This window comes from Afipia sp. MLSD5-FHT05B12, assembly GCF_058793355.1.
Genome location: NZ_JBXAFS010000025.1, coordinates 27,378 through 48,249, shown reverse-complemented (window position 1 = coordinate 48,249; position 20,872 = coordinate 27,378). Strand labels below are relative to the sequence as shown.

At 58.3% G+C, this 20,872-nt stretch carries 17 protein-coding genes and 1 pseudogene; 6 read left to right on the top strand and 12 right to left on the bottom strand.

The window, feature by feature from the left end; all coding sequences use genetic code 11:
- Positions 1–73: 73 nt before the first annotated feature.
- The 4 genes and pseudogenes from AC1Q6J_RS21170 to AC1Q6J_RS21155 all read right to left on the bottom strand — a co-directional run.
- Positions 74–667: pseudogene (locus tag AC1Q6J_RS21170) on the bottom strand (Bug family tripartite tricarboxylate transporter substrate binding protein); the annotation flags it as partial.
- Between the two features lie 922 nt (positions 668–1,589).
- Positions 1,590–2,870 carry a formyl-CoA transferase gene (gene frc, locus AC1Q6J_RS21165; protein ID WP_492281120.1) on the bottom strand — a complete coding sequence of 427 codons (1,281 nt, stop codon included), beginning with the start codon at positions 2,868–2,870 and terminating at the stop codon, positions 1,590–1,592.
- A 93-nt stretch (positions 2,871–2,963) separates the two neighbouring features.
- On the bottom strand, positions 2,964–4,706 hold the full coding sequence (oxc, locus tag AC1Q6J_RS21160; RefSeq protein ID WP_492281119.1) for an oxalyl-CoA decarboxylase: 1,743 nt from the start codon (positions 4,704–4,706) through the stop codon (positions 2,964–2,966).
- Between the two features lie 37 nt (positions 4,707–4,743).
- The gene (locus AC1Q6J_RS21155) at positions 4,744–5,469 is read right to left on the bottom strand and encodes a GntR family transcriptional regulator (protein ID WP_492281118.1); all 726 of its coding nucleotides are present in this window, start codon (positions 5,467–5,469) and stop codon (positions 4,744–4,746) included.
- Positions 5,470–5,763: 294 nt separating this feature from the next.
- Between AC1Q6J_RS21155 and AC1Q6J_RS21150 the strand changes: the two genes are divergently transcribed.
- From AC1Q6J_RS21150 to AC1Q6J_RS21125, 6 genes are all read left to right on the top strand, one after another.
- Positions 5,764–7,932 (top strand): acetate--CoA ligase family protein, encoded by a 2,169-nt coding sequence (locus AC1Q6J_RS21150; protein ID WP_492281117.1) that lies wholly within the window; start codon positions 5,764–5,766, stop codon positions 7,930–7,932.
- 86 nt (positions 7,933–8,018) lie between these two features.
- A complete protein-coding gene (locus tag AC1Q6J_RS21145; protein ID WP_492281116.1) occupies positions 8,019–8,870 on the top strand; it encodes an IclR family transcriptional regulator in 852 nt (283 codons plus the stop codon).
- Between the two features lie 176 nt (positions 8,871–9,046).
- Positions 9,047–10,846: a glyoxylate carboligase gene (gene gcl / locus AC1Q6J_RS21140; RefSeq protein WP_492281115.1), complete on the top strand. Its 1,800-nt coding sequence runs from the start codon at positions 9,047–9,049 to the stop codon at positions 10,844–10,846.
- 32 nt (positions 10,847–10,878) lie between these two features.
- Positions 10,879–11,664 carry a hydroxypyruvate isomerase gene (hyi, locus tag AC1Q6J_RS21135; protein ID WP_492281114.1) on the top strand — a complete coding sequence of 262 codons (786 nt, stop codon included), beginning with the start codon at positions 10,879–10,881 and terminating at the stop codon, positions 11,662–11,664.
- 26 nt (positions 11,665–11,690) lie between these two features.
- Positions 11,691–12,578: a 2-hydroxy-3-oxopropionate reductase gene (locus tag AC1Q6J_RS21130; RefSeq protein ID WP_492281113.1), complete on the top strand. Its 888-nt coding sequence runs from the start codon at positions 11,691–11,693 to the stop codon at positions 12,576–12,578.
- Between the two features lie 153 nt (positions 12,579–12,731).
- Complete coding sequence (locus AC1Q6J_RS21125; RefSeq protein ID WP_492281112.1) at positions 12,732–13,031, top strand: putative quinol monooxygenase; 300 nt, start codon at positions 12,732–12,734, stop codon at positions 13,029–13,031.
- Positions 13,032–13,052: 21 nt separating this feature from the next.
- On the opposite strand, the gene AC1Q6J_RS21120 is transcribed toward AC1Q6J_RS21125, so the two are convergent.
- The 8 genes from AC1Q6J_RS21120 to AC1Q6J_RS21085 form a co-directional block, all read right to left on the bottom strand.
- Positions 13,053–13,826, bottom strand: a complete 774-nt coding sequence (locus AC1Q6J_RS21120) for an SDR family NAD(P)-dependent oxidoreductase (protein WP_492281111.1) — start codon at positions 13,824–13,826, stop codon at positions 13,053–13,055.
- On the bottom strand, positions 13,823–15,130 hold the full coding sequence (hisD, locus tag AC1Q6J_RS21115; protein WP_492281110.1) for a histidinol dehydrogenase: 1,308 nt from the start codon (positions 15,128–15,130) through the stop codon (positions 13,823–13,825). Before hisD ends, AC1Q6J_RS21120 begins: the two co-directional genes overlap by 4 nt.
- A gap of 15 nt (positions 15,131–15,145) precedes the next feature.
- On the bottom strand, positions 15,146–16,096 hold the full coding sequence (locus AC1Q6J_RS21110; protein WP_492281109.1) for a cyclase family protein: 951 nt from the start codon (positions 16,094–16,096) through the stop codon (positions 15,146–15,148).
- A 71-nt stretch (positions 16,097–16,167) separates the two neighbouring features.
- Positions 16,168–16,872, bottom strand: a complete 705-nt coding sequence (locus AC1Q6J_RS21105; RefSeq protein ID WP_492281108.1) for an ABC transporter ATP-binding protein — start codon at positions 16,870–16,872, stop codon at positions 16,168–16,170.
- A 4-nt stretch (positions 16,873–16,876) separates the two neighbouring features.
- On the bottom strand, positions 16,877–17,644 hold the full coding sequence (locus AC1Q6J_RS21100; protein ID WP_492281107.1) for an ABC transporter ATP-binding protein: 768 nt from the start codon (positions 17,642–17,644) through the stop codon (positions 16,877–16,879).
- Positions 17,641–18,627 (bottom strand): branched-chain amino acid ABC transporter permease, encoded by a 987-nt coding sequence (locus AC1Q6J_RS21095; RefSeq protein WP_492281106.1) that lies wholly within the window; start codon positions 18,625–18,627, stop codon positions 17,641–17,643. Before AC1Q6J_RS21095 ends, AC1Q6J_RS21100 begins: the two co-directional genes overlap by 4 nt.
- A gap of 15 nt (positions 18,628–18,642) precedes the next feature.
- The gene (locus AC1Q6J_RS21090; protein WP_492281105.1) at positions 18,643–19,527 is read right to left on the bottom strand and encodes a branched-chain amino acid ABC transporter permease; all 885 of its coding nucleotides are present in this window, start codon (positions 19,525–19,527) and stop codon (positions 18,643–18,645) included.
- 57 nt (positions 19,528–19,584) lie between these two features.
- Positions 19,585–20,838, bottom strand: coding sequence for an ABC transporter substrate-binding protein (locus tag AC1Q6J_RS21085; protein WP_492281104.1), 1,254 nt, complete (start codon positions 20,836–20,838; stop codon positions 19,585–19,587).
- Between the last annotated feature and the right edge of the window lie 34 nt (positions 20,839–20,872).

Sequence of the window (20,872 nt, the reverse complement as noted above, 5' to 3'; positions counted from 1 at the left end):
TCCAAAGTCCCCAAAGGGACCAGAGACTGACATTTGAACTTTGCTCAGTGCTGACATTTTAGCTTTGCTGCTACACTGCGACTTCGCCACCGCCACGATATGGAATGTAGGTGAACTTGGTATTGGATGCTTTCTCGATCGCCACCGTGATGATCTGGTCTTCCTGCTTCGATCCGGTACCACCCATCTTGAACTCACCGGGTTTCACCTTCACAGCCTCGATGTAGTCCTTCACAGACTTGTAGGGGCTGTCCGCGTTCACCCAGAGAACAAACTCATCGAGCGCCATCATCGCGACTGGCGTCAGATCCTTGTGACTGAATGGAATGCCCGTTCCCAATGGCGTCGTGAAAAGGTTGGACAGGGTAATCACCAGCTTGTGCGGATTGCCCGCTGAACCTTTGACGTCAAGGAAACCTTCACCCCCGGCGCCACCAGCCTTGTTCACCACGACCAACGGTTGCTTCATCAAGCTGTGCTTGGTGATAATACCCTGGATTGTGCGGGCCATCTGGTCCGCGCCACCGCCGGTGCCTGCCGGGACAACGATCTCCACCGGCCGCGTCGGCTCCCATGCTGCCGAAGCAGAATCGGATGCGAAACCCGCGCCTAGCGAAGCTCCAACACCAAGTGCAAGACCTAACGTTCGATAAGACGACCACATCATTGCGTTTCTCCCATCCGTTGTTTCACGCCGCTCAACGGCGGCTTAATTTCAAAATTCTACCTTGCGGCAGCCTGCGGATATCGATCCCTGGTGACGCCTGTTTGCCTACCTCCAGGAATGTTCGTGAAGAGTATTCATGTCTGGTTCCGATGCACGCTGCATGGCAACTTCACAGCCACGTCGCTGCAACCGGTCAGTAAAACCATTGTGGGGAAGTTCGCGCCAACAGACATGGCCCCGCCATCCGCCTTTCGGCGCGGCCGCTTGGACACCGCGAGAACGGTATCAGCCATGGTCCCTCTCCCGAGGCGCGCTGTTCCATTGAAGACCGACAGCTGCTGCCTGAGACGCATCGTTGTATGCGATATGCCAGGACACAAGAGTTATTCTGGACGCCACTGTGCGGCACTGCGGCATTAACCGGCAAAACCCGCACAGCAAAAAGCCCCGGAAAACCGGGGCCTTTCATGACGCTCGCAAAACGGTGCCCGCGATTATCTGCGAGCGCTCAGTAACTTAATCCTCAGAGTCCGAACCTCGGCAGATCGCCATTCTTGGCGGAGATCTGGGCGCTCCTCATCAGGAAATTATCAACGAAAGCAAGCAGCTGACGGAGCAGCCCGTTTGAAGAAGCGAAGCTGATGGAAGCAGTCTTGGACATTGGAGGGCCTTTCAAAATCGATGAATTCAGCACCTGCATTGCATTGCAAGCGCCGTACTGCATTCAGTATAGGTATACCAAATGCCAAACCAAACCAGGGATTTCGCATGGCAGCATTTGCCTTATTGCATCGCAGCATGAACCTCTATCGCGACAAAATGTCTCAATTTCCCCACACAGTATCAAAGACATGAAGGTATCTAAAAACCACAAAAAAGGCCGGCGGAGCACGCCGGCCTTTGATCTCGCATGTTGATGGCTTTACTCGGCTGCTTCGACCTTCCGTGGTGGCGAGAGAGCCCCCGAATTGTGGGTCTCAGCAACCTGATTGTCATTAAAGCCCAGCACCTGCTTCAGGATCTCGTCGGTGTGCTCGCCCAGCAAGGGTGAGCGCGTCACCACGGTTGGGCTGTCCGATAGCTTGATCGGATTACCGACCGAAATGTACTTGCCGCGAGTCGGATGATCGACCTCGACGAGCGTACCGGTGGCATAGAGCGACTTGTCTTCGGAAATTTCCTTCATCGACAGAATCGGGCCGCACGGAATGTCGTCCTTGTTCAGAATTTCCATTGCCTCGAACTTGGTCTTGGTCATGGTCCACCGTTCGATGCGTCCGAAAATCTCATTGAGACGCGGCAGACGTGCTGCCGGCTTGGCGTAATCCGGATGCGTCTTCCAGCCAGGCTCGCCGATCACATCGCAGATCTTTTCCCAAACCGGAGCCTGGGTAATAAAATAGAGATAAGCGTTCGGGTCAGTCTCCCAGCCCTTGCACTTCAGGATGCGGCCCGGCTGGCCACCGCCGGAATCGTTGCCGGCGCGCGGAACCGCATCGCCGAACGGAATGCCTTCACCAAACTGGCTGTATTCCTTGAGCGGTCCATGAGCGAGACGCTGCTGATCGCGCATCTTGACGCGTGCCAGATTGAGTACACCGTCCTGCATTGCCGCAGTGACTTTCTGTCCTTTGCCGGTGGTCGTGCGCTGATAGAGCGCGGTGACGATACCAAGCGCCAGATGCAGGCCGGTGCCGCTGTCGCCGATCTGCGCACCCGTCACCAGAGGAAGCCCATCGCGGAAGCCGGTGGTCGATGCCGCGCCGCCGGTACACTGCGCGACGTTCTCGTAGACCTTGCAATCCTCATAAGGACCGGGACCGAAGCCCTTAATCGATGCCACGATGAGCTTCGGATTGATCTTCTGGATGGTTTCCCAGGGGAAGCCCATGCGATCCAGCACACCCGGACCGAAGTTCTCGACCAGCACATCGCACTTCTTCATCAACTCGGTGAGGACTTCCTTGCCCTTCGGGTTCTTGGTGTCGAGCGTGATCGAACGCTTGTTGTGGTTCAACATCGTGAAATAGAGACTGTCCGCATTGGGGACATCCATAAGCTGACCGCGGGTGATGTCACCGACGCCGGGACGCTCCACCTTGATCACGTCCGCGCCGAACCATGCCAGCAACTGCGTGCATGTCGGGCCTGACTGAACGTGGGTGAAATCGAGAATTCGAACGCCCTTCAGCGCCTGTGTCATCGTGTAATACTCCGTATCGGTCGACGCCTTCTGACGCCGAGTGCGAGGACTGAAATCGGCTGGGGGCGACATGCACCCAGCCGTATGACCCAATCATTTCTTCTTCAAGACGCTTTGTGGATTGAGATTGCCGATGCGGCCGCTTTCGCTGCCCGCTGCCGGATCGATCACGGCGTTGACGAGTGTCGGCTTGCCTGAATCCATAGCTGCGTTGACCGCCCGCTTCAACTCATCGGGCGTCGTGGCGTTGACGCCGACGCCGCCGAAGGCTTCCATCATCCTGTCGTAACGCGCTCCCTTCACAAATACCGTAGGTGCGACGTCCGCGCCCCCTGAGGGATTGACGTCAGTGCCGCGGTAGATGCCGTCATTGTTGAAGATCACAACACAGACCGGCAGCTTGTAGCGGCAGATCGTCTCGACCTCCATGCCAGAAAAACCGAATGCGCTGTCACCCTCGACCGCGAGCACCGGCTTGCCGGTCTCAATCGCAGCGGCGATGGAATAGCCCATGCCGATACCCATGATGCCCCAGGTGCCTACGTCGATGCGCTTGCGTGGCTGATACATATCAATGATGCCGCGCGCGAGGTCGAGCGTGTTTGCGCCTTCGTTGACAAGGATCGCGTCGGGACGCTCCTTGATGATGGTGCGAAGAACGCCGAGCGCGCCGTGATAGTCCATCGGCGAATTGTTGTTCATCAGGCGCGGAGCCATTTTGGCGATATTATCGTCGCGCTTGGTCTGGACTGTTTTGGTCCAATCCGCCGGCGGGACTGGCCAATTACCACCCATACCCTGCACGAGAGCCGAGACGCACGAGCCGACATCGCCGACCACTGGCGCTACTATCTCGACATTGGAGTCCATTTCCTTCGGCTCGATGTCGATCTGGATAAATTTCTTCGGCGCGGCGCCCCACGTCTTGCCCTTGCCATGCGACAGCAACCAGTTGAGGCGGGCCCCGATCAGCATGACGACGTCGGAATCCTTCAGCACCGTTGAGCGCGCTGCACCGGCACATTGCGGATGCGTGTCAGGCAGAAGACCCTTGGCCATGCTCATTGGCAGGAACGGAATGCCGCTTTTCTCGATCAGAGTCCGGATCTCATCGTCGGCCTGTGCATAAGCTGCGCCCTTGCCGAGAATGATGAGCGGCTTCTTCGCCGACTTGAGTACGTCGAGCGCACGCTTTACCGATTCGGGAGCCGGAATCTGCGCCGGCGCCGCGTCGATGACTTTCACAAGCGATTTTCTGCCAGCGTCCGCGTTCATCACCTGTCCGAACAGCTTCGCCGGCAGATCGAGATAGACACCACCGGGACGGCCCGAAACCGCAGCGCGGATCGCGCGCGCGACACCAATGCCGATGTCTTGCGCATGCAGCACGCGGAACGCAGCCTTGCACAGCGGCTTCGCAACCGCGAGCTGATCCATTTCTTCGTAGTCACCTTGCTGAAGGTCGACGATTTCACGTTCCGACGAGCCGGAAATCAGGATCATCGGGAAGCAATTGGTCGTGGCGTGAGCGAGCGCAGTGAGCCCGTTGAGAAAGCCCGGCGCCGATACCGTCAGACACACGCCCGGTTTCTTCGTGAGGAAACCTGCGATCGATGCGGCGTAACCGGCATTCTGCTCATGACGGAACGAAAGAACACGAATGCCTTCCGCTTGCGCCATACGACCGAAGTCCGTGATCGGAATACCGGGCACGCCATAGATTGTATTGAGGCCGTTAAGTTTGAGCGCGTCGATGATCAGATGAAAACCATCTGTCAACTCCTGCTCTGCATCGTTCGCAGTCGTCGCCTCTAACTTACTCGCTGCCGTCAGCATCGGTGGCCTCCCTAGTCTCTTTTTTTGATCGTTTGGTCTACGTAAAGATTTCCTGTCCGTGGGTTTCGACATAGGTCGCAAGCCCAAGCGTATGATCGCGGGCACGCTTTTCAGCGAGCTCGGTGTCGCGCTCCTCGAGCGCTTCAATAATGGCAAGATGTTCCGGCAAGGACACCGCGGTGCGCTCTACCCGGCCAATCGTCAATTGCCGGTAGCCGCGCACGTGCAGCAGAATGTCGTTGGTCATGTCGACCAGGACGGGGGATTCACTCAGCGAGATCAGCGCCTGATGGAACGCGATGTTCGCCTTCGAGTACTCTTGGATATGATCCTGCGGCAGCCGATCCTTGTTGAAGTCCTTGAAGAAGTTGCGCAGCGCGGAAATGTCTTTCTTGCGCGCCGTGGTGGTGATGAGGCGCGCCGCCATGCTCTCGAGCGCTGCCCATGCCCGGATCATGTCCACAATTTCGGCCTTGGTCTTGCGAACAACGACAATGCCACGGCGTGGAACCGTCTTGACGAAACCATCCTGCTCCAGCATCGCGATCGCTTCGCGGATCGGTGTGCGGCTGACACCCAGATGCTCGGACAGTGCGCGCTCGTCGAGCATGACGGGCTCGGGGCTGGCGTAGATATCCATTTTGAGGATGGCTTCTTTCAAAGCGTCATAGGCCTTGTTTTTGAAACTTGCCTCAGGCGCAATGCGAACAATCGCAATGTCCTGCTCATTCAATGGTGCCTTCGAGATTTTCTGAGTAACCATGAATCATCTCCCTCTCTTCCAGAGGGGCTGTATACCACGGAAGCGTTGTTCAAGTTCTTGGCATACCAGATGCCAGAATGTCAAGCACGGCGGCAGGTACCCCAGAGCCTAGCTAAGAGGCTTGACAAAGATGGTTCTTGGCATACCAAATACCAATGGTAGGCATTGTTGACTGCGCGTCCCTGAACACGTGCAAGCAAACGCCAAGATGTGGTGATCTAAGCGCCGGGAATGGCCGTCCGACAGCCCGCGCGCGACCCCAAACTTCAAAAATGGACGTGACAGGAGGAAGTAATGGCTCATTCGCAGGACGCAGTTCGCAAGATCGACGTCGGACAACAGGCAAAGGCTGAAGTCCGGAGAATTCTCGACACCGTAAAGGCCGACAAACGCACCAGTCTGACGGCGCCGGAAGGCAAACTGGTCTGTGATGCTTACGGAATTCCGGTCCCGAAGGAAGGCGTGGCGAAGTCCGCCGCCGAGGCCGCGAAAATAGCGACCGGCATGGGTTTCCCGGTGGTGATGAAGATCGTTTCCCCCGACATTCTTCACAAGACTGAAGCGGGCGGCGTGATCGTCGGCGTGAAAACGGCCGCCGACGCTGAAAAGGCCTATGAGACCATTCTGGCAAACGCCAAGAAGTACAAGGCCGACGCCAAGATCGAAGGCATCCAGGTTCAGCAGATGCTGCTGGGCGGCACCGAAGTCATCGTTGGTTCGATCACCGACGGCTCATTCGGCAAACTCGTGGCCTTCGGCCTCGGCGGTGTGCTGGTCGAAGTGCTGAAAGACGTCACCTTCCGCCTTGCGCCCGCGACCAATGCCGATGCGCTTTCGATGCTTGACGGAATTCAGGCCCACGAAATGCTGAACGGCGTTCGCGGCGGCGACCCTGTCAACCGCGAAGCGCTCGCGGACATCATCGTCAATGTTTCCCAGCTTGTCAGCGACTTCCCTGAAATCGTCGAACTCGATCTCAATCCGGTTTTCGCCACCAAGAAAGACGCAATCGCCGCGGACGTGCGAATTGTCGTCGATTTCGATCACAAGCCGCGTCCTGCTCCACGCTCGAACGAAGAAATCGTCACCGCGATGAACCGCATCATGATGCCGAAAGCGGTCGCGGTGATCGGCGCCTCGGCCGAAGCCGGCAAGATCGGCAACTCGGTGATGAAGAACCTTATCAACGGCGGCTACAAGGGACAGATCTATCCAATCCATCCCAAGGCCGACGAGATCATGGGTATCAAGGCCTATAAAAGCGTCAAGGACGTTCCCGGCACCATCGATACCGCCGTCTTCGCAATTCCTGCGAAACTCGTTGCCGCAGCGCTTACCGAGTGTGGCGAGAAGAAAATCCCCGGTGCCGTCCTGATCCCGTCGGGTTTTGCCGAAGCGAACGAGCCTGCCTTGCAGGAAGAAATCGTCGAGATCGGCAAGAAATATAATGTGCGTCTGATGGGGCCGAACATCTATGGCTTCTACTATACGCCGTCGAATCTCTGCGCGACTTTCTGCACCGCTTATGATGTCAAGGGCTCGGCGGCGCTTTCGTCGCAGTCGGGCGGCATCGGCATGGCCATCATAGGCTTCTCCCGTTCCGCCAAGATGGGCGTATCGGCTATCGTCGGCCTCGGCAACAAGTCCGACATCGACGAAGACGATCTGCTCGCCTTCTTCGAACAGGATCCGAACACCACCATCATCGCGCAGCATTGCGAAGATCTGAAGGACGGCCGCGCCTTCGCGGAAGCTGCCAAGCGCGTCTCCAAGAGGAAGCCGGTTGTCGTGCTGAAGGCTGGCCGTACTTCGGCCGGTGCCAAGGCAGCTTCGTCACATACCGGCGCCCTTGCCGGCAACGACAAAATCTATGAGGACGTGCTGAAGCAGTCGGGCGTCATTCGCGCCCGCTCGCTGCGGCAGTTGCTCGAATTCGCACGCGGCATCCCGGTATTGCCAACGCCGAAGGGAGAGAATGTTCTCATCATCACCGGTGCGGGCGGCTCAGGCGTGCTGCTGTCGGATGCGGTGGTCGATAATGGCCTGTCGTTGATGGCGATGCCGCCGGACCTCGATGCGGCGTTCCGCAAGTTCATCCCGCCGTTTGGCGCGGCCGGCAACCCGGTGGACATCACCGGCGGCGAACCGCCGATCACTTACGTGAACACGGTGAAGCTCGGCCTGTCGGATGACCGCATTCACTCGCTGATCCTCGGCTACTGGCACACCATCGTCACGCCGCCGATGGTTTTCGCCAGGAACATGGTCGAGGTGAAGAAGGAGATGGAGGCCAAGGGCATCAGCAAGCCGATGGTCGCCTCATTGGCTGGTGACGTCGAGGTCGAAGAAGCCGCTGAATACCTCTATCAGAACGGCATTCCAGCTTACGCCTACTCGACCGAACTTCCGGTCGAAGTCCTCGGCGCAAAATATAAGTGGGCACGCGGCGCCGGCCTGCTGTAAGTTCTGACGACGGTGCCGCCTCCAAAGGCGGCACCCGCTTATTCCCAGCACGACCTTCACTTCTATCCGCGGGCCGTAGGTAGGCGATGAAGAAAAGCGTGATCCGGCGAAAATCGGTCGAGCCGCGGGGCGGCATTGAGGCAGAGGCCGAAGGCCGGGACGGCGGCGTCCAGTCCGTCGACCGCGCCCTGACGTTGATAGAAACCCTTGCCGAAGACGATGAAGGCTACCGGCTCACCGACCTGGCGGTGCGCACCGGCCTCTCCACCTCAACCGTGCATCGGCTACTGACGACACTTGAGAAGCGCCGGTTCGTGCAGTTCGACCGCAGCGAAGCCAAGTGGCACATCGGCGTGCGCAGCTTCTCCGTCGGCTCGACGTTCGCGCGGCGGCGAAACTTCGTCGCTCACGCTATGCCATACCTTCGCAAGCTTCGCGACCAGACGCGAGAAACTGCCAATCTCGCGGTGGTCGATGACGAGACCATCATTGTCCTGACCCGCGTGGAAAGCCGCGAGATCATGCGCTCGCTGACCAAGGTCGGCGGTCGCGTAGCGATGGTGGCCTCCGGCGTCGGCAAAGCGGTGCTTGCGACCTATTCCGACGAAGACGTGAGCGCGATTATCCATCGCCAGGGCATGCCGCGTCTGACGGAAAAGTCTATCGTGCGGCCCGGAGAATTGTTCAAGGCGCTGCAAACAATCCGGCAGCAGGGCTATGCGGTGGATGACGAAGAAGCCCGTATCGGGCTTCGATGCGTTGCGGCCGTGGTCTATAACGATTGCAGCGAGCCCCTCGCCACGATCTCAGTGTCAGGAATGACGTCCCGCGTAACCGACGAACGACTGCCGGTCATCGGCAATATCGTGCGCGATGTCGCAGCCGAACTGACAGTGGCACTGGGCGGAGTCATGCCGGCTTCGGCGCGCAAAAACTAATCGCGGCGCGACTCGGCTCGCGCGAACCATTTTCACTTTTCACATCGCCCTAGCTATCTGATCCCGTGAGATATTTTCGCACGGGCGTCGTATCGCGGGAAACAAATTCAAGGCCGTTGAGCCGCTCTGCATGCCTCGCGATGATTGCATCCGAACCTAACCATTCGAGGTGTGACATGGCGAAGATGCGGGCAATCGATGCGGCGGTGCGTATCCTTGAGAAGGAAGGCGTCGTGTGTGCGTTCGGCGTTCCTGGCGCCGCAATCAATCCATTGTACTCAGCGCTCAAGAAACGCGGGTCAATCAATCACATTCTCGCGCGTCATGTCGAAGGCGCGTCTCACATGGCCGAAGGCTATACCCGCGCCAAGGCAGGCAATATCGGCGTCTGCATCGGAACATCCGGCCCGGCTGGAACCGATATGATTACCGGTCTGTATTCGGCCATCGCGGACTCGATTCCGATCCTGTGCATCACCGGACAGGCACCCCGCGCCCGCATCTACAAAGAAGACTTCCAAGCCGTCGACATCGAATCGATCGCCAAGCCCGTGACGAAATGGGCCGTCACCGTGCGCGAACCCGCGCTGGTGCCGCGGGTCTTCAGTCAGGCATTTCATATCATGCGCTCCGGCCGCCCCGGCCCGGTACTCATTGATTTGCCGCTCGATGTGCAATTGGCCGAAATCGAGTTTGACGATGAGACATACGAACCCTTGCCGGTCTACAAGCCGGCAGCGACGCGCAAGCAGGTCGAGAAAGCGCTTGAAATGCTCAACGCTGCCGAGCGCCCGCTGATTGTGGCCGGCGGCGGCATCATCAATGCCGATGCATCTGACCTTCTCGTGGCGTTTGCCGAGATCGTCAATGTTCCCGTGGTGCCAACGCTGATGGGCTGGGGCGCAATCCCGGACGATCATATCCTGATGGCTGGAATGGTCGGCCTTCAGACCAGCCACCGTTACGGCAATGCGACCATGCTGGAGTCGGATTTCGTGCTCGGCATCGGCAACCGCTGGGCCAACCGCCACACCGGATCGGTCGAGACCTACACCAGGGGCCGCACCTTCGTGCATGTCGATATCGAGCCGACGCAAATTGGCCGCGTGTTCAACCCGGATTTCGGTATCGTCTCCGATGCGAAAGCCGCGCTCGACCTGTTCGTTACGGTGGCAAGGGAATGGCGCAAGGCCGGCAAGCTGAAAGAGCGGCAGGCTTGGCCTGCGGCCGTTCAGGATCGAAAGCGCACGATGCTGCGCAAGAGCCACTTTGACAACGTCCCAATCAAGCCGCAACGTGTCTATGAAGAGATGAGCAAGGCGTTCGGTCGCGACACCTGCTACGTCAGCGTAATCGGGCTGTCGCAGATTGCCGGCGCACAATTCCTTGGCGTCTACCGCCCGCGCAACTGGATCAACGCCGGTCAGGCCGGCCCGCTCGGCTGGACCCTGCCCGCCGCGCTCGGCGTCCGCGCTGCCGACCCGAAACGCGAGATCGTGGCGCTGTCGGGTGACTACGATTTCCAGTTCCTGATCGAAGAACTCGCCGTCGGCGCGCAGTTCAAGCTGCCCTACATCCACGTCGTCGTGAACAACTCCTATCTGGGCCTGATCCGTCAGGCCCAGCGCGGCTTCGACATGGACTACCATGTGCAGCTCTCGTTCGAGAACATCAACGCGCCGGAGCTTGGCATTTACGGTGTCGATCATATCGCCGTGGCGGAAGGTCTTGGCTGCAAGGCAATCCGTGTCACTCATCCCGACGATGCGCAGGCCGCCTTTGCAACGGCCCGCGAGATGATGGCGGAGCATCGCGTGCCGGTGGTGGTCGAGTTCATCCTCGAGCGTGTCACCAACATCGCGATGGGGACCGAGATCGACAACATCATCGAGTTTGAGGAGGTACTCGATCTGCCGCTCGATGACACGCCAGCAAGCCCGGAGAAAATATCCCGTGGCAAGCTGCTGCCCGTCTAGCAACAAGACAAACAAGAAAAGGACATTCCGCCGTGCCGAAGTTCGCAGCCAATCTGACCATGCTCTTCAACGAATTGCCGTTCATCGAACGATTCGCAGCCGCGAAAGCTGCCGGGTTCGCGGGTGTGGAGTATCTGTTTCCCTATGACTTCGAAAAAGCAATCCTTGGCGAACAATTGCAGCAGCACGGTCTCACCCAGGTGCTGCACAACCTGCCCGCAGGCAACTGGGGCGCGGGCGAACGCGGGATCGCCATCCTTCCCGACCGCGTCGCGGAATTCCGCGATAGCGTCAACCGCGCCATCGAATACGCCAAGGCGCTGGATTGCCGTCAGGTGAATTGCCTTGCCGGCATTACACCGGCTGGTGCCGATTCAGCGGAGCTTCGTGCCGCGTTTGTGCAAAATCTCCGCTACGCCGCCGATGCCCTGGCTAAGCATGACATCAGGCTGCTGATCGAACCGATCAACACCCGCGACATCCCCGGCTTCTTCCTCACCGGAACGGAACAGGCGATCCAGATCATTTCGGAGGTCGGCTCCGAGAACCTCTTTGTTCAATACGATATCTATCACATGCAGATCATGGAGGGTGATCTCGCCCCGACAATGAAAAAGCATCTTGGCCGCATTGCGCATATCCAGCTTGCCGACAACCCCGGCCGCAACGAGCCCGGCACTGGCGAGATCAACTATCCCTTCCTGTTTCGCTATCTGGACGAAATCGGGTATCGTGGCTGGATCGGCTGTGAATACAAGCCGAAGACCACCACCCTTGAAGGTCTTGGGTGGTACCAGCCGCACACAGTCGATGCGTAATCAAGAAGAAGCAGGGAGATCAAAGAATGACCGATATCGGTTTCATCGGCTTGGGCATTATGGGGCGGCCGATGGCGGGCCACCTGCAGGCCGCCGGACATCGCCTGTTTGTCCTGGAGAAATCCGCCGCATCGAAGGACCTCGTTGCCGCCGGGGCTATTGCCTGCAAGTCCGGCAAGGAGATCGCGGAGAAAGCCAGCGTTGTCATTATCATGGTGCCCGATACACCTGACGTTGAGTCAGTGCTCTTCAATGCAGGCGGTGTGGCGGAGGGACTTTCAAAAGGAAAAGTCGTCATCGACATGAGTTCGATTTCGCCGATCGCGACGAAGGAATTTGCAAAAAAGATCAATGCGAAAGGCGCTGATTATCTGGATGCGCCGGTCTCCGGCGGTGAAGTCGGTGCGAAGGCCGCATCACTGACCATCATGGTAGGCGGACCGCAAGGTGCTTTCGATGCCGTCAAGCCACTGTTCGACAAGATGGGCAAGAATGTCACCCTGATCGGCGGCAACGGCGATGGCCAGACCACCAAGGTTGCCAACCAGATTATCGTGGCGCTAACCATCGAAGCTGTCGCCGAAGGTCTGCTGTTCGCGTCCAAGGCGGGAGCCGATCCGACATTGGTTCGGCAGGCGCTGATGGGAGGTCTTGCGACGTCGCGCATTCTCGAATTGCACGGGGAGCGCATGATCAAGCGCACGTTCAACCCCGGCTTCCGCATCGAACTGCACCAGAAGGATCTCAACCTCGCCCTGGATGGCGCGCGAGCACTTGGCCTGTCGTTGCCAAATACATCAACGGCCCAGCAACTTTTCAACTCCTGCGTAGCTCACGGCGGTAAGGCGTGGGATCATTCCGCAATGGTGAAAGCGCTGGAAACAATGGCCAACCACGAGGTCGCCAAGGCCTAGGATCTGCGACAAGCGCCTGAAGCTTAATTTAGCGGCGCGGTGAAACAACACCGTGCCGCTCTTCCATCCGCGTCCCGATGGGCTAGTCTGCCCCATGCCATCCACCCGGCGGCAAAAACCGTCCTGGTGAAACAAGCGCCCTGGAGGAGACACATGATTGTCGTGACCGGAGACGCGATCGCTAAACCTGAGACCTTTGACGAGGTTCGCAGGCTAAGCCTGGGACACGTTCACCGCTCGCGCACAGAACCCGGCTGCATTTCGCATGCCGTGCATATCGATTGCGACAATCCGCTTCGTTTTGTGTTTGTCGAGCAATGGGCCGACAAACAGGCGCTGCTGGCCCACTTTCAGGTGCCCGCATCTCGCAATTTCGTCAAAACCCTGCGTGGGCTGCTTTCGGAAGCATCGACAATTCAGATCTACGACACCACATCCCTGCAAATTCCTTAACTCGTAACGCTCAGGACGGCATCAATCGGCTGTCCATCCGCCGTCGATCATCAAAGATGATCCCGTCATCAGCGCAGACGCATCGCTGGCGAGGAAAACGATCGCGCCCATCAGATCCTCGACCGTACCAAGGCGCCCAAGCTTGATCTTCTGCAATACGCTTTCTTTGAACGCTGCGTTTTGAAAGAATGGTTTCGTCATCGGTGTCTCGATGAAGGTTGGACAGAGAGTGTTGACGCGAATTTTGCTGGCGGCTAGATCGAGCGCCATCGCCTTCGAAAACCCTTCCATCGCCCACTTCGAGGCGCAATAAAGTGAGCGATTGACCCCACCGACATGCCCCATCTGCGACGACATATTGATGATCGAACCGGACACACCGGCAGCGACCATTCGCCGTGCAACGGATTGGGCTGCGAAGTACGCAGCTCGTACATTCAGATTCATGACGGCATCGAAATCCTCCACCGGCACGTCAGTAAAGGGGTTTGGGCGATTGGTGCCGGCATTGTTGACAAAAGTATGATATGGCTCGCGTCCGGCGACAGCGGCACGAAACGCCGCCACGTCCGTCACATCGAGAGCGAGGGTATCCGCCGAAAGGTCCTTCTTGCGAAGGGCCGCAGCAACTTCATCGATCTCGCTTGCGGTGCGTGCGCAAAGCGTAACGTGAGCGCCCGCTTCCGCCAGCGCCGCCGCCGCGGCCAGGCCGATGCCTCGGCCTGCCCCGGTGACCAGCGCACGCCGTCCGTCGAGGCGGAACGTCGGCGTTGTCGGCAGCGATTGGCCGCTCATTCCGCGGCGCTCGCATACGGCACGTTGCGCCCGCCATAGCGCCGGACTCGGACATTGGCCTGCTCGGCGTGACCTGCAAAGCCCTCAAGCATGCAGAGTCGCGAGCAATACTCGCCGATCATCGCTGACGCTTCATCCGTCAGAACGCGCTGATAGGTCACGGTCTTGAGGAACTTTCCGACCCACAGCCCCCCAGTGTAACGCGCCGCCTTGTTGGTCGGGAGCGTGTGGTTGGTGCCGATCACCTTGTCCCCGTAAGCCACGTTGGTTCGCGGCCCGAGAAACAGAGCGCCGTAGTTGGTCATGTTCTTCAGGAAGTAATCCGGATCCCGGGTCATCACCTGCACATGCTCGGAAGCGATGCGGTCGGCTTCCTTCACCATCTCCTCCTCGGAATCGCAAAGGATCACTTCGCCATATTCCTCCCACGCCTTTGCCGCGACAGCGCCGGTCGGCAGAATCTTCAGAAGGCGCTCAATTTCGGCCATGGTCTCGCGCGCAAGCTTCTCCGAATTGCTCAACAGGATCGCGGGCGAATTCGGCCCGTGCTCTGCCTGTCCAAGCAAATCGGTGGCGCAGATCTCACCGTCCACCGTATCATCGGCTATCACAAGCGTTTCAGTCGGTCCGGCGAAGAGGTCGATACCGACACGGCCATAGAGCTGCCGCTTGGCTTCGGCCACGAAGGCATTACCAGGCCCCACCAGCATATCGACCGGTGCGATCGATCTGGTACCGATTGCCATTGCGCCGACTGCCTGAATTCCGCCCAGGCAGTAGATGACATCCGCACCAGCGAGGTGCTGCGCGGCGACAATAGCGGGAGCCGGCTTGCCCTGAAACGGCGGCGCGCAGGTGATGATGCGCGAAACACCGGCAACCTTTGCGGTGATGACCGACATATGCGCGGATGCCAGCAGCGGATACTTGCCGCCCGGCACATAGCACCCCACGGAATTGACCGGAATGTTCTTGTGACCAAGGACGACACCCGGCAACGTCTCGATCTCAACGTCTTTCATCGAGTCGCGCTGGTGCTGGGCGAAATTGCGCACCTGCTCCTGGGCGAACTTGATATCGTCGATGTTCCGCTTGGAAAGCTGCCCGATGCAATCCTTTATTTCGGCATCGGTCAGCCGATAATCCTTGCGGTCCCACTGATCGAACTTTACCGAAAGTTCGCGAACCGCGTCATCGCCGCGCTTCTCAATGTCCGCTAGAATCCCTTCGACTGCGGTACGGACCTTTGTATCGTCCTCAGCCCGTTGGGCAGCATCACGGCTGCGCTTGAGATATTTTGCCATCAGATTTCTCCGCGATTACTTGATTGCCTGAGGATTGATCGGCGACCCGGCCGCGCCGGGCAGATGCATCGGCGGCGCGGCGAAAAAGAATTCATAAACCTTGTCCTGCGCGCAATCCTCAGCGAGCTCTTTCAGATAGAATATCTCTCCCATCGAGATTCCGATCGCCGGGATCACAACCCAATGCCATGGCTGATTGGCCTCGTTGGTCTCGTTTGGGCGGACCTCGCATCCCCAAGTGTCGGTGCAGATCGCGGCGATGTCTTTCTCGCGAATCCAGTAACAGGTTTCGAACGCCATGCCCGGCGCATCGCCACCGGCGTATCCCGACCAGTCCTTTTTCTTCAGACAGCGCTCCTGGTGACCGGTGCGGACGATGACAAAATCGCCCTTGCGGATTTCAACGCCCTGCTGCTTTGCGCAGGCGTCGAGATCAGCGTTGGTGATCGCATAGCCGTCGTCGAGCGAATCCACGCCCTTGAACCGGGCGATGTCGAGCAAGACCCCACGGCCCGCCATCTTGTCGCGCACATGCTCGATTCCGAGTTTCCTCGCGCCGCGGGCGTCGACCAGCTTGGCATCGTAACCGTTGTACATCTTGTCATCGAGGAAGATGTGGCAGAGAGCATCCCACTGGGTCGAAGCCTGACAGGGCATGTTGATCGCATCGTCGGCGTAACGCAGATACGGCGAAGGAACGTCCTGATTGCCCGCAGCAGCGTCGGTCCCCGTCGCCAGCATGGTGTGGATCGGGTTCCAACGGCCCCCGAACAACCCGGACTGAATCGGCTCCTTCAGCGAAAGGCCGAGCGCAAACACCTTCCCCTTCTTGATCAATTTCCCGGCGTTGACGACGTCCTCGGGACTAACATTATTGAGCGTCCCGATCTGATCGTCAGCGCCCCAACGGCCCCAGTTCGAGAGCTTCTTGGCGGCTTCATAGATTGCTGCTCTGTCGACTTTCATGAAGATGTTTCCTTATTATTTATCGAGTGATAATTTTATTGACGAACGGCAACTCCGGCAGCCTCGCTGGGCTACACCGAGCAGTAGCGTTCCTTGATCTCGTCGTCGGCCAGCAAAGCTGCCGCGGTCGCGTGATGCACAACCGAGCCCTGGTCCAGCACGTAGGCACGATCCGCGATATCGAGCGCCAGTTCGACGTTCTGTTCGACCAGCAGAATCGTCGTGCCTTCCAACTTCATCTTGCGGAACAGTTCGAACATCTCGTCAACGAGCACTGGCATAATGCCTTCCGATGGCTCATCCAGCATGATGATATCCGGTTTCGATATCATCGCGCGTGCAATCGCCAGCATCTGCTGTTCGCCGCCAGACATCGTGACGGCTTCCTGATCCAGTCGCTCCGCCAGACGAGGAAATATCTCCGCGATCTGTGCGATGTGACGGACCTCTTCCCTCTTCTCAGGCGATGCGACCAGGCCAAGCCGCAGATTCTCGCGCACAGTCAGTCCCTGCACGATGCGGCGCTCTTCCGGCACATACGCCAAACCCAGACCGAAGCGGATATGAGCAGGCTGGCCCAAGACTTCCTTCCCCTTGAACATGACCGATCCCTGCGTCTTGTCCAGCAAGCCAATGATCGACTTGAGCGTCGTGGTCTTGCCCGCACCGTTGCGGCCAATCAAACAAACGATCTCGCCCTTGTTCACTTCAAGGCCGATGTTCTGCAGCACATGGCTTGCGCCATACCAGGAGTTCAGATTTTCGACGCGCAACATCGCTTCAGTGCTCCCGCTGGCCAAGATAGACACGCTTGACCTGTTCATTCTGGCGGACCTCCGTCGGGGTCCCCTGCGCGAGCAGTTCGCCATGGTGAAGCACAAGCACCCGGTCGCTAATACCCATGACCAGCTTCATCTTATGTTCGACCAGAATAACGGTGCGCTCCCTCGACAGCTTGACGATCAGATCCATCATCACGCGGGTTTCTTCGGGGCTCATTCCCGCAGTCGGCTCGTCGAGCAGCAGCAGACGAGGATTGCTGGCCAGCGCCATCCCAATTTCAAGCGCACGCTGCTCCCCATGCGCAAGTTCCTTGGCTAACCGCTCACGGCGATCCCAAAGCCCTACCAACGCAAGCAGCGCATCCGCCTTTTCGATGAGACCTGAAAGCTTGGACCGCGGACGCCAGATATCGTAACGCGACACGAAGGCCTGCAATCCGACACGCACGTTCTCCCGCGTCGTCAACAACGGGAACACGTTGGTGATCTGGAACGATTTTGCGATCCCCATATGCGCGAACTCGTGCTGTGCGATGTTCGAAACATCGCGGCCTTCGAATTCGACCTTACCACTGGACGGCGGAAACGCGCCCGACAACAAGTTGAAGTACGTGCTTTTGCCGGCACCGTTCGGACCAATGATGGATGTGATCGCACTGCGCGAAAACTCAGCAGAGATGTTGTTCAGGGCTACGAATTTCCCGAACGACTTGCTCACGCCGGTGGTGCGCAGGATGACCTGTGACGTATCGGTCGAAGTCATCATTTGTTGATCCACTTCAAGATCGTTCCCCAGATTCCCGCAGGGAAAAACAACACGCAGATCATGAACACCGCGCCGACGATCAATTGCCAGTGGACGGTCCACAGCGACACCAGATTCTCCAACAGAAGGAAAACAGCCGCGCCGACGAATGGGCCGAAGAAAGTACCCATCCCGCCCAGCAGCGACATCATGACAACCATACCAGACGTTTCAATGTGCAGGATCTCGATCGGCACGATGGACAGGTGCAGTGCCATCAGCGCACCGGCCAGACCGCAGAATGCACCTGACAGAATGAATGTGATCAGCCGCGTCAGCGTCACATTATAACCGGATGCCCGAGCCCGCGCCTCGTTCTCGCGAACGGCTTCGATAACGGCACCGAATGGCGAGGCCAGAATCCGCGACAGGACGAACAGCGCCATAATGACGAATGCAGCGACGACATAGTAGCGCGTCAACGGATTGATGAAGTCGAACTTGAAGCCAAGGATGTCGATGATCCGTACATTGATGCCGCGCAGGCCATTCTCACCGCCGGTCCAGTCGACCGCTTGATAGAAGAGATAAAAAACACACTGCGACAACGCCATCGTCACCATGGCGAAATAGATACCGCGGGTGCGGATCGCCAGCGAGCCAATGGCGGCGGCCATCACAGTGCCGCCGAGAATGCCCATGCCGATTGCCAGATACCACGGCCATCCGAAATGAACGATCGCAATGCCGCAGAGATAGGCGCCAGTACCGAACAACGCGGCATGACCGAAAGACAGCAGGCCAAGGTATCCGAACAGCAGATTGAAGCCGACGGCGTAGAGCCCGTAAATCAGGATGTTCACCGCCAGCGCGGTAAACGGCATCACGAGCGGAAACAGCAGCACGAAAATGCTCGCAAGAATCGAGCGATGACGCTTGGCGAAATCGAACCAACTCGACGATACGACGTTCGGCCGGGTCAGGGTCTGAGAAAGCTCATTCATTACCTTGTATCCATCTCAGCTCATAAGACCCGCGCGGCCAAAGAAACCTTGCGGACGGATGAGGAGAACAACTGCCATAAGAGCAAAAATCGAAACTTTGGCCATTTCCGGTGCAAATAGTGAAGTCATGCTGACGACCACGCCGACCAGCAGCCCCGCGATGACCGCGCCCCCGATCGAGCCCATGCCACCGACAACCGTGACGACGAAAGCCTCGGCAAGAATGGTCGCACCCATCTCCGGAATGACACCTTGCAGGGGGGCAGCGAGAAGCCCGGCAAGCGCGGCGATTCCCGAGCCGATTCCGAATACGAACAGCCAGACCCGCGCCACATTGACACCAAGCACGCGAACGATCTGCGGATCGCGCGCGCCTGCACGGATAATCAGGCCGAAGCTCGTCCGCTCAAGGAAGAGCCACAAGCCAAGCAGAACCACTGCTGCGATGCCGATAATGAACAAGCGATACAGTGGAAAGTAGCCAACACCGATATTGACCGCTCCTTGAAGAAGCTCCGGTGTATCGAACGGATAGCCACTCTTTCCAAAAGCGATGCGAACAAGCTCAACCATCACATAGCTGAGGCCAAATGTCAGCAGCAACGGATAGTCGATGCCGCGGCCGTAGAGTGGACGGATCAGAAACCGTTCGACGACGAGTCCGATAGTTCCGACAATCAGCGGAACAGCAACCAGACAGAGCCAGAAATTTCCTCCCAACGAGAGGAGAAACAGCCCGACATAGGCCCCAACCATATAGAAGGCGCCATGCGCAAAGTTCACCACAGTCAGCATGCCGAAAATCAGCGACAAGCCGATGGCAAACAACACATAGATCGCGCCGAGCGCCAGCCCCGTAAAGAGTTGCAAGGCGATCAGATCAAAGCTTAGGCCGGCCATGGATATCTCCAGATAAGACGCGCGCCCGTGACGGACGCGCGTCCGCTAGCTCACAGTTCAGGACTTGTGGCCGAGCGCTTCGCAGGTGCGCAGGTTCTTTTCGCTCGGCTCTTCGGTCGCCAGCACGTTGAACACGTCGGACTCGCCCTTCTCCGGCTTCGACTTGGACTCAATGATGAGAACCGACTGCACGGCCTGATGGTCGCACTTGCGATAGTATTCAGGGCCCTTGTAGTAGTCGTACTTCAATGCCTCGACTGCGGCGATGACCTTGTCGGTATCGAGGCTTCCGGCAGCCTTGGCTCCCATCAACAGCGTCTTCACGCCGGCATAACCCAAGGCACCGTAGTCCGACGGCACCTTGCCGCCATGCATTTTGCGGAAGCGATCGTTGAACGCTTTCGCGGAGGCAACCTTGTCTTCGATGCCCCAGTAGTACGAGGTGCCGCCAATGACTCCTTCGAATGCTTGCGCGCCGGCAGCAAGACGGCCGGTGTAAAGCAGGATCGGCGCGACAATCTTCATGCTTTTCTTCATGCCGAAGTCGGTCGCCTGCTTGAGCGCGATCTGCTGATCGCGGCCAAAGTTGCTGATAACGAGGATGTCCGGCTTCAACGCCTGAATGCGCGGCAACAACGCCGAGAAGTCCGTAGTGCCGAGCGGATGGCGAATGTCGGCGAGGCTTTCGATACCGAATGCCTTTCCAGCTTCCTGGAAACCGCGCACCATTTCATGACCATAAGCATAGTCTGCGGTGAGGAAAGCGACTTTCTTGCCGAACTTCGAGAACGCGTAACGTCCGACAGCGCCTGCGGTGAGATGGGGCGTGAGCGCCTCGTGGAACGTGTACTTGCTGAAATCCTTGGCTTCGTTGATTTCGTCGGACTGGCTGATCGAGTTGTAGATGATCTTGCGTTCTTTGGTGACGTTGTTCACCGCCAGCTGAACGGACGCCGACAGACTGCCTACGATGAAATTGACCTTTTCCTTCTCGATCAGTTCCAGGGTACGGGTCGCTGCTTCGCCGGGGTTGAGCTTGTCGTCGCGGACCAGCAACTCGGCCTTGCGCCCGTTAAGGCCACCAGCTTCGTTGAATTCGGCAATGGCTACTTCCGCCGCACGCACCTGGTCCTGGGCTTCGGTACCGTAGGGGCCTGTCAGCGGAACAGGAAATCCGACCTTGATGGTTGCTTCCTGCGCCTGAAGAAGGTTGAGGCGAAACGGCGCTGCCGCCAGAACGGCACCAGCGCTGGCAGTGGTCAGCAGGCGGCGGCGCGAGATCGAGTTGGAACCTATCGTCTTTTTGGCCATGTATTCCTCCGGGGTTGATATTGTTTTTTGTGGC

Coding starts and splice junctions, on each gene's coding strand:
- frc (WP_492281120.1), bottom strand. CDS start 2,870: ATGACACAGGCGCTGAAGGGCGTTCGAATTCTCGATTTCACCCACGTT.
- oxc (WP_492281119.1), bottom strand. CDS start 4,706: ATGCTGACGGCAGCGAGTAAGTTAGAGGCGACGACTGCGAACGATGCA.
- AC1Q6J_RS21155 (WP_492281118.1), bottom strand. CDS start 5,469: ATGGTTACTCAGAAAATCTCGAAGGCACCATTGAATGAGCAGGACATT.
- AC1Q6J_RS21150 (WP_492281117.1), top strand. CDS start 5,764: ATGGCTCATTCGCAGGACGCAGTTCGCAAGATCGACGTCGGACAACAG.
- AC1Q6J_RS21145 (WP_492281116.1), top strand. CDS start 8,019: ATGAAGAAAAGCGTGATCCGGCGAAAATCGGTCGAGCCGCGGGGCGGC.
- gcl (WP_492281115.1), top strand. CDS start 9,047: ATGGCGAAGATGCGGGCAATCGATGCGGCGGTGCGTATCCTTGAGAAG.
- AC1Q6J_RS21130 (WP_492281113.1), top strand. CDS start 11,691: ATGACCGATATCGGTTTCATCGGCTTGGGCATTATGGGGCGGCCGATG.
- AC1Q6J_RS21125 (WP_492281112.1), top strand. CDS start 12,732: ATGATTGTCGTGACCGGAGACGCGATCGCTAAACCTGAGACCTTTGAC.
- AC1Q6J_RS21120 (WP_492281111.1), bottom strand. CDS start 13,826: ATGAGCGGCCAATCGCTGCCGACAACGCCGACGTTCCGCCTCGACGGA.
- hisD (WP_492281110.1), bottom strand. CDS start 15,130: ATGGCAAAATATCTCAAGCGCAGCCGTGATGCTGCCCAACGGGCTGAG.
- AC1Q6J_RS21110 (WP_492281109.1), bottom strand. CDS start 16,096: ATGAAAGTCGACAGAGCAGCAATCTATGAAGCCGCCAAGAAGCTCTCG.
- AC1Q6J_RS21105 (WP_492281108.1), bottom strand. CDS start 16,872: ATGTTGCGCGTCGAAAATCTGAACTCCTGGTATGGCGCAAGCCATGTG.
- AC1Q6J_RS21100 (WP_492281107.1), bottom strand. CDS start 17,644: ATGATGACTTCGACCGATACGTCACAGGTCATCCTGCGCACCACCGGC.
- AC1Q6J_RS21095 (WP_492281106.1), bottom strand. CDS start 18,627: ATGAATGAGCTTTCTCAGACCCTGACCCGGCCGAACGTCGTATCGTCG.
- AC1Q6J_RS21090 (WP_492281105.1), bottom strand. CDS start 19,527: ATGGCCGGCCTAAGCTTTGATCTGATCGCCTTGCAACTCTTTACGGGG.
- AC1Q6J_RS21085 (WP_492281104.1), bottom strand. CDS start 20,838: ATGGCCAAAAAGACGATAGGTTCCAACTCGATCTCGCGCCGCCGCCTG.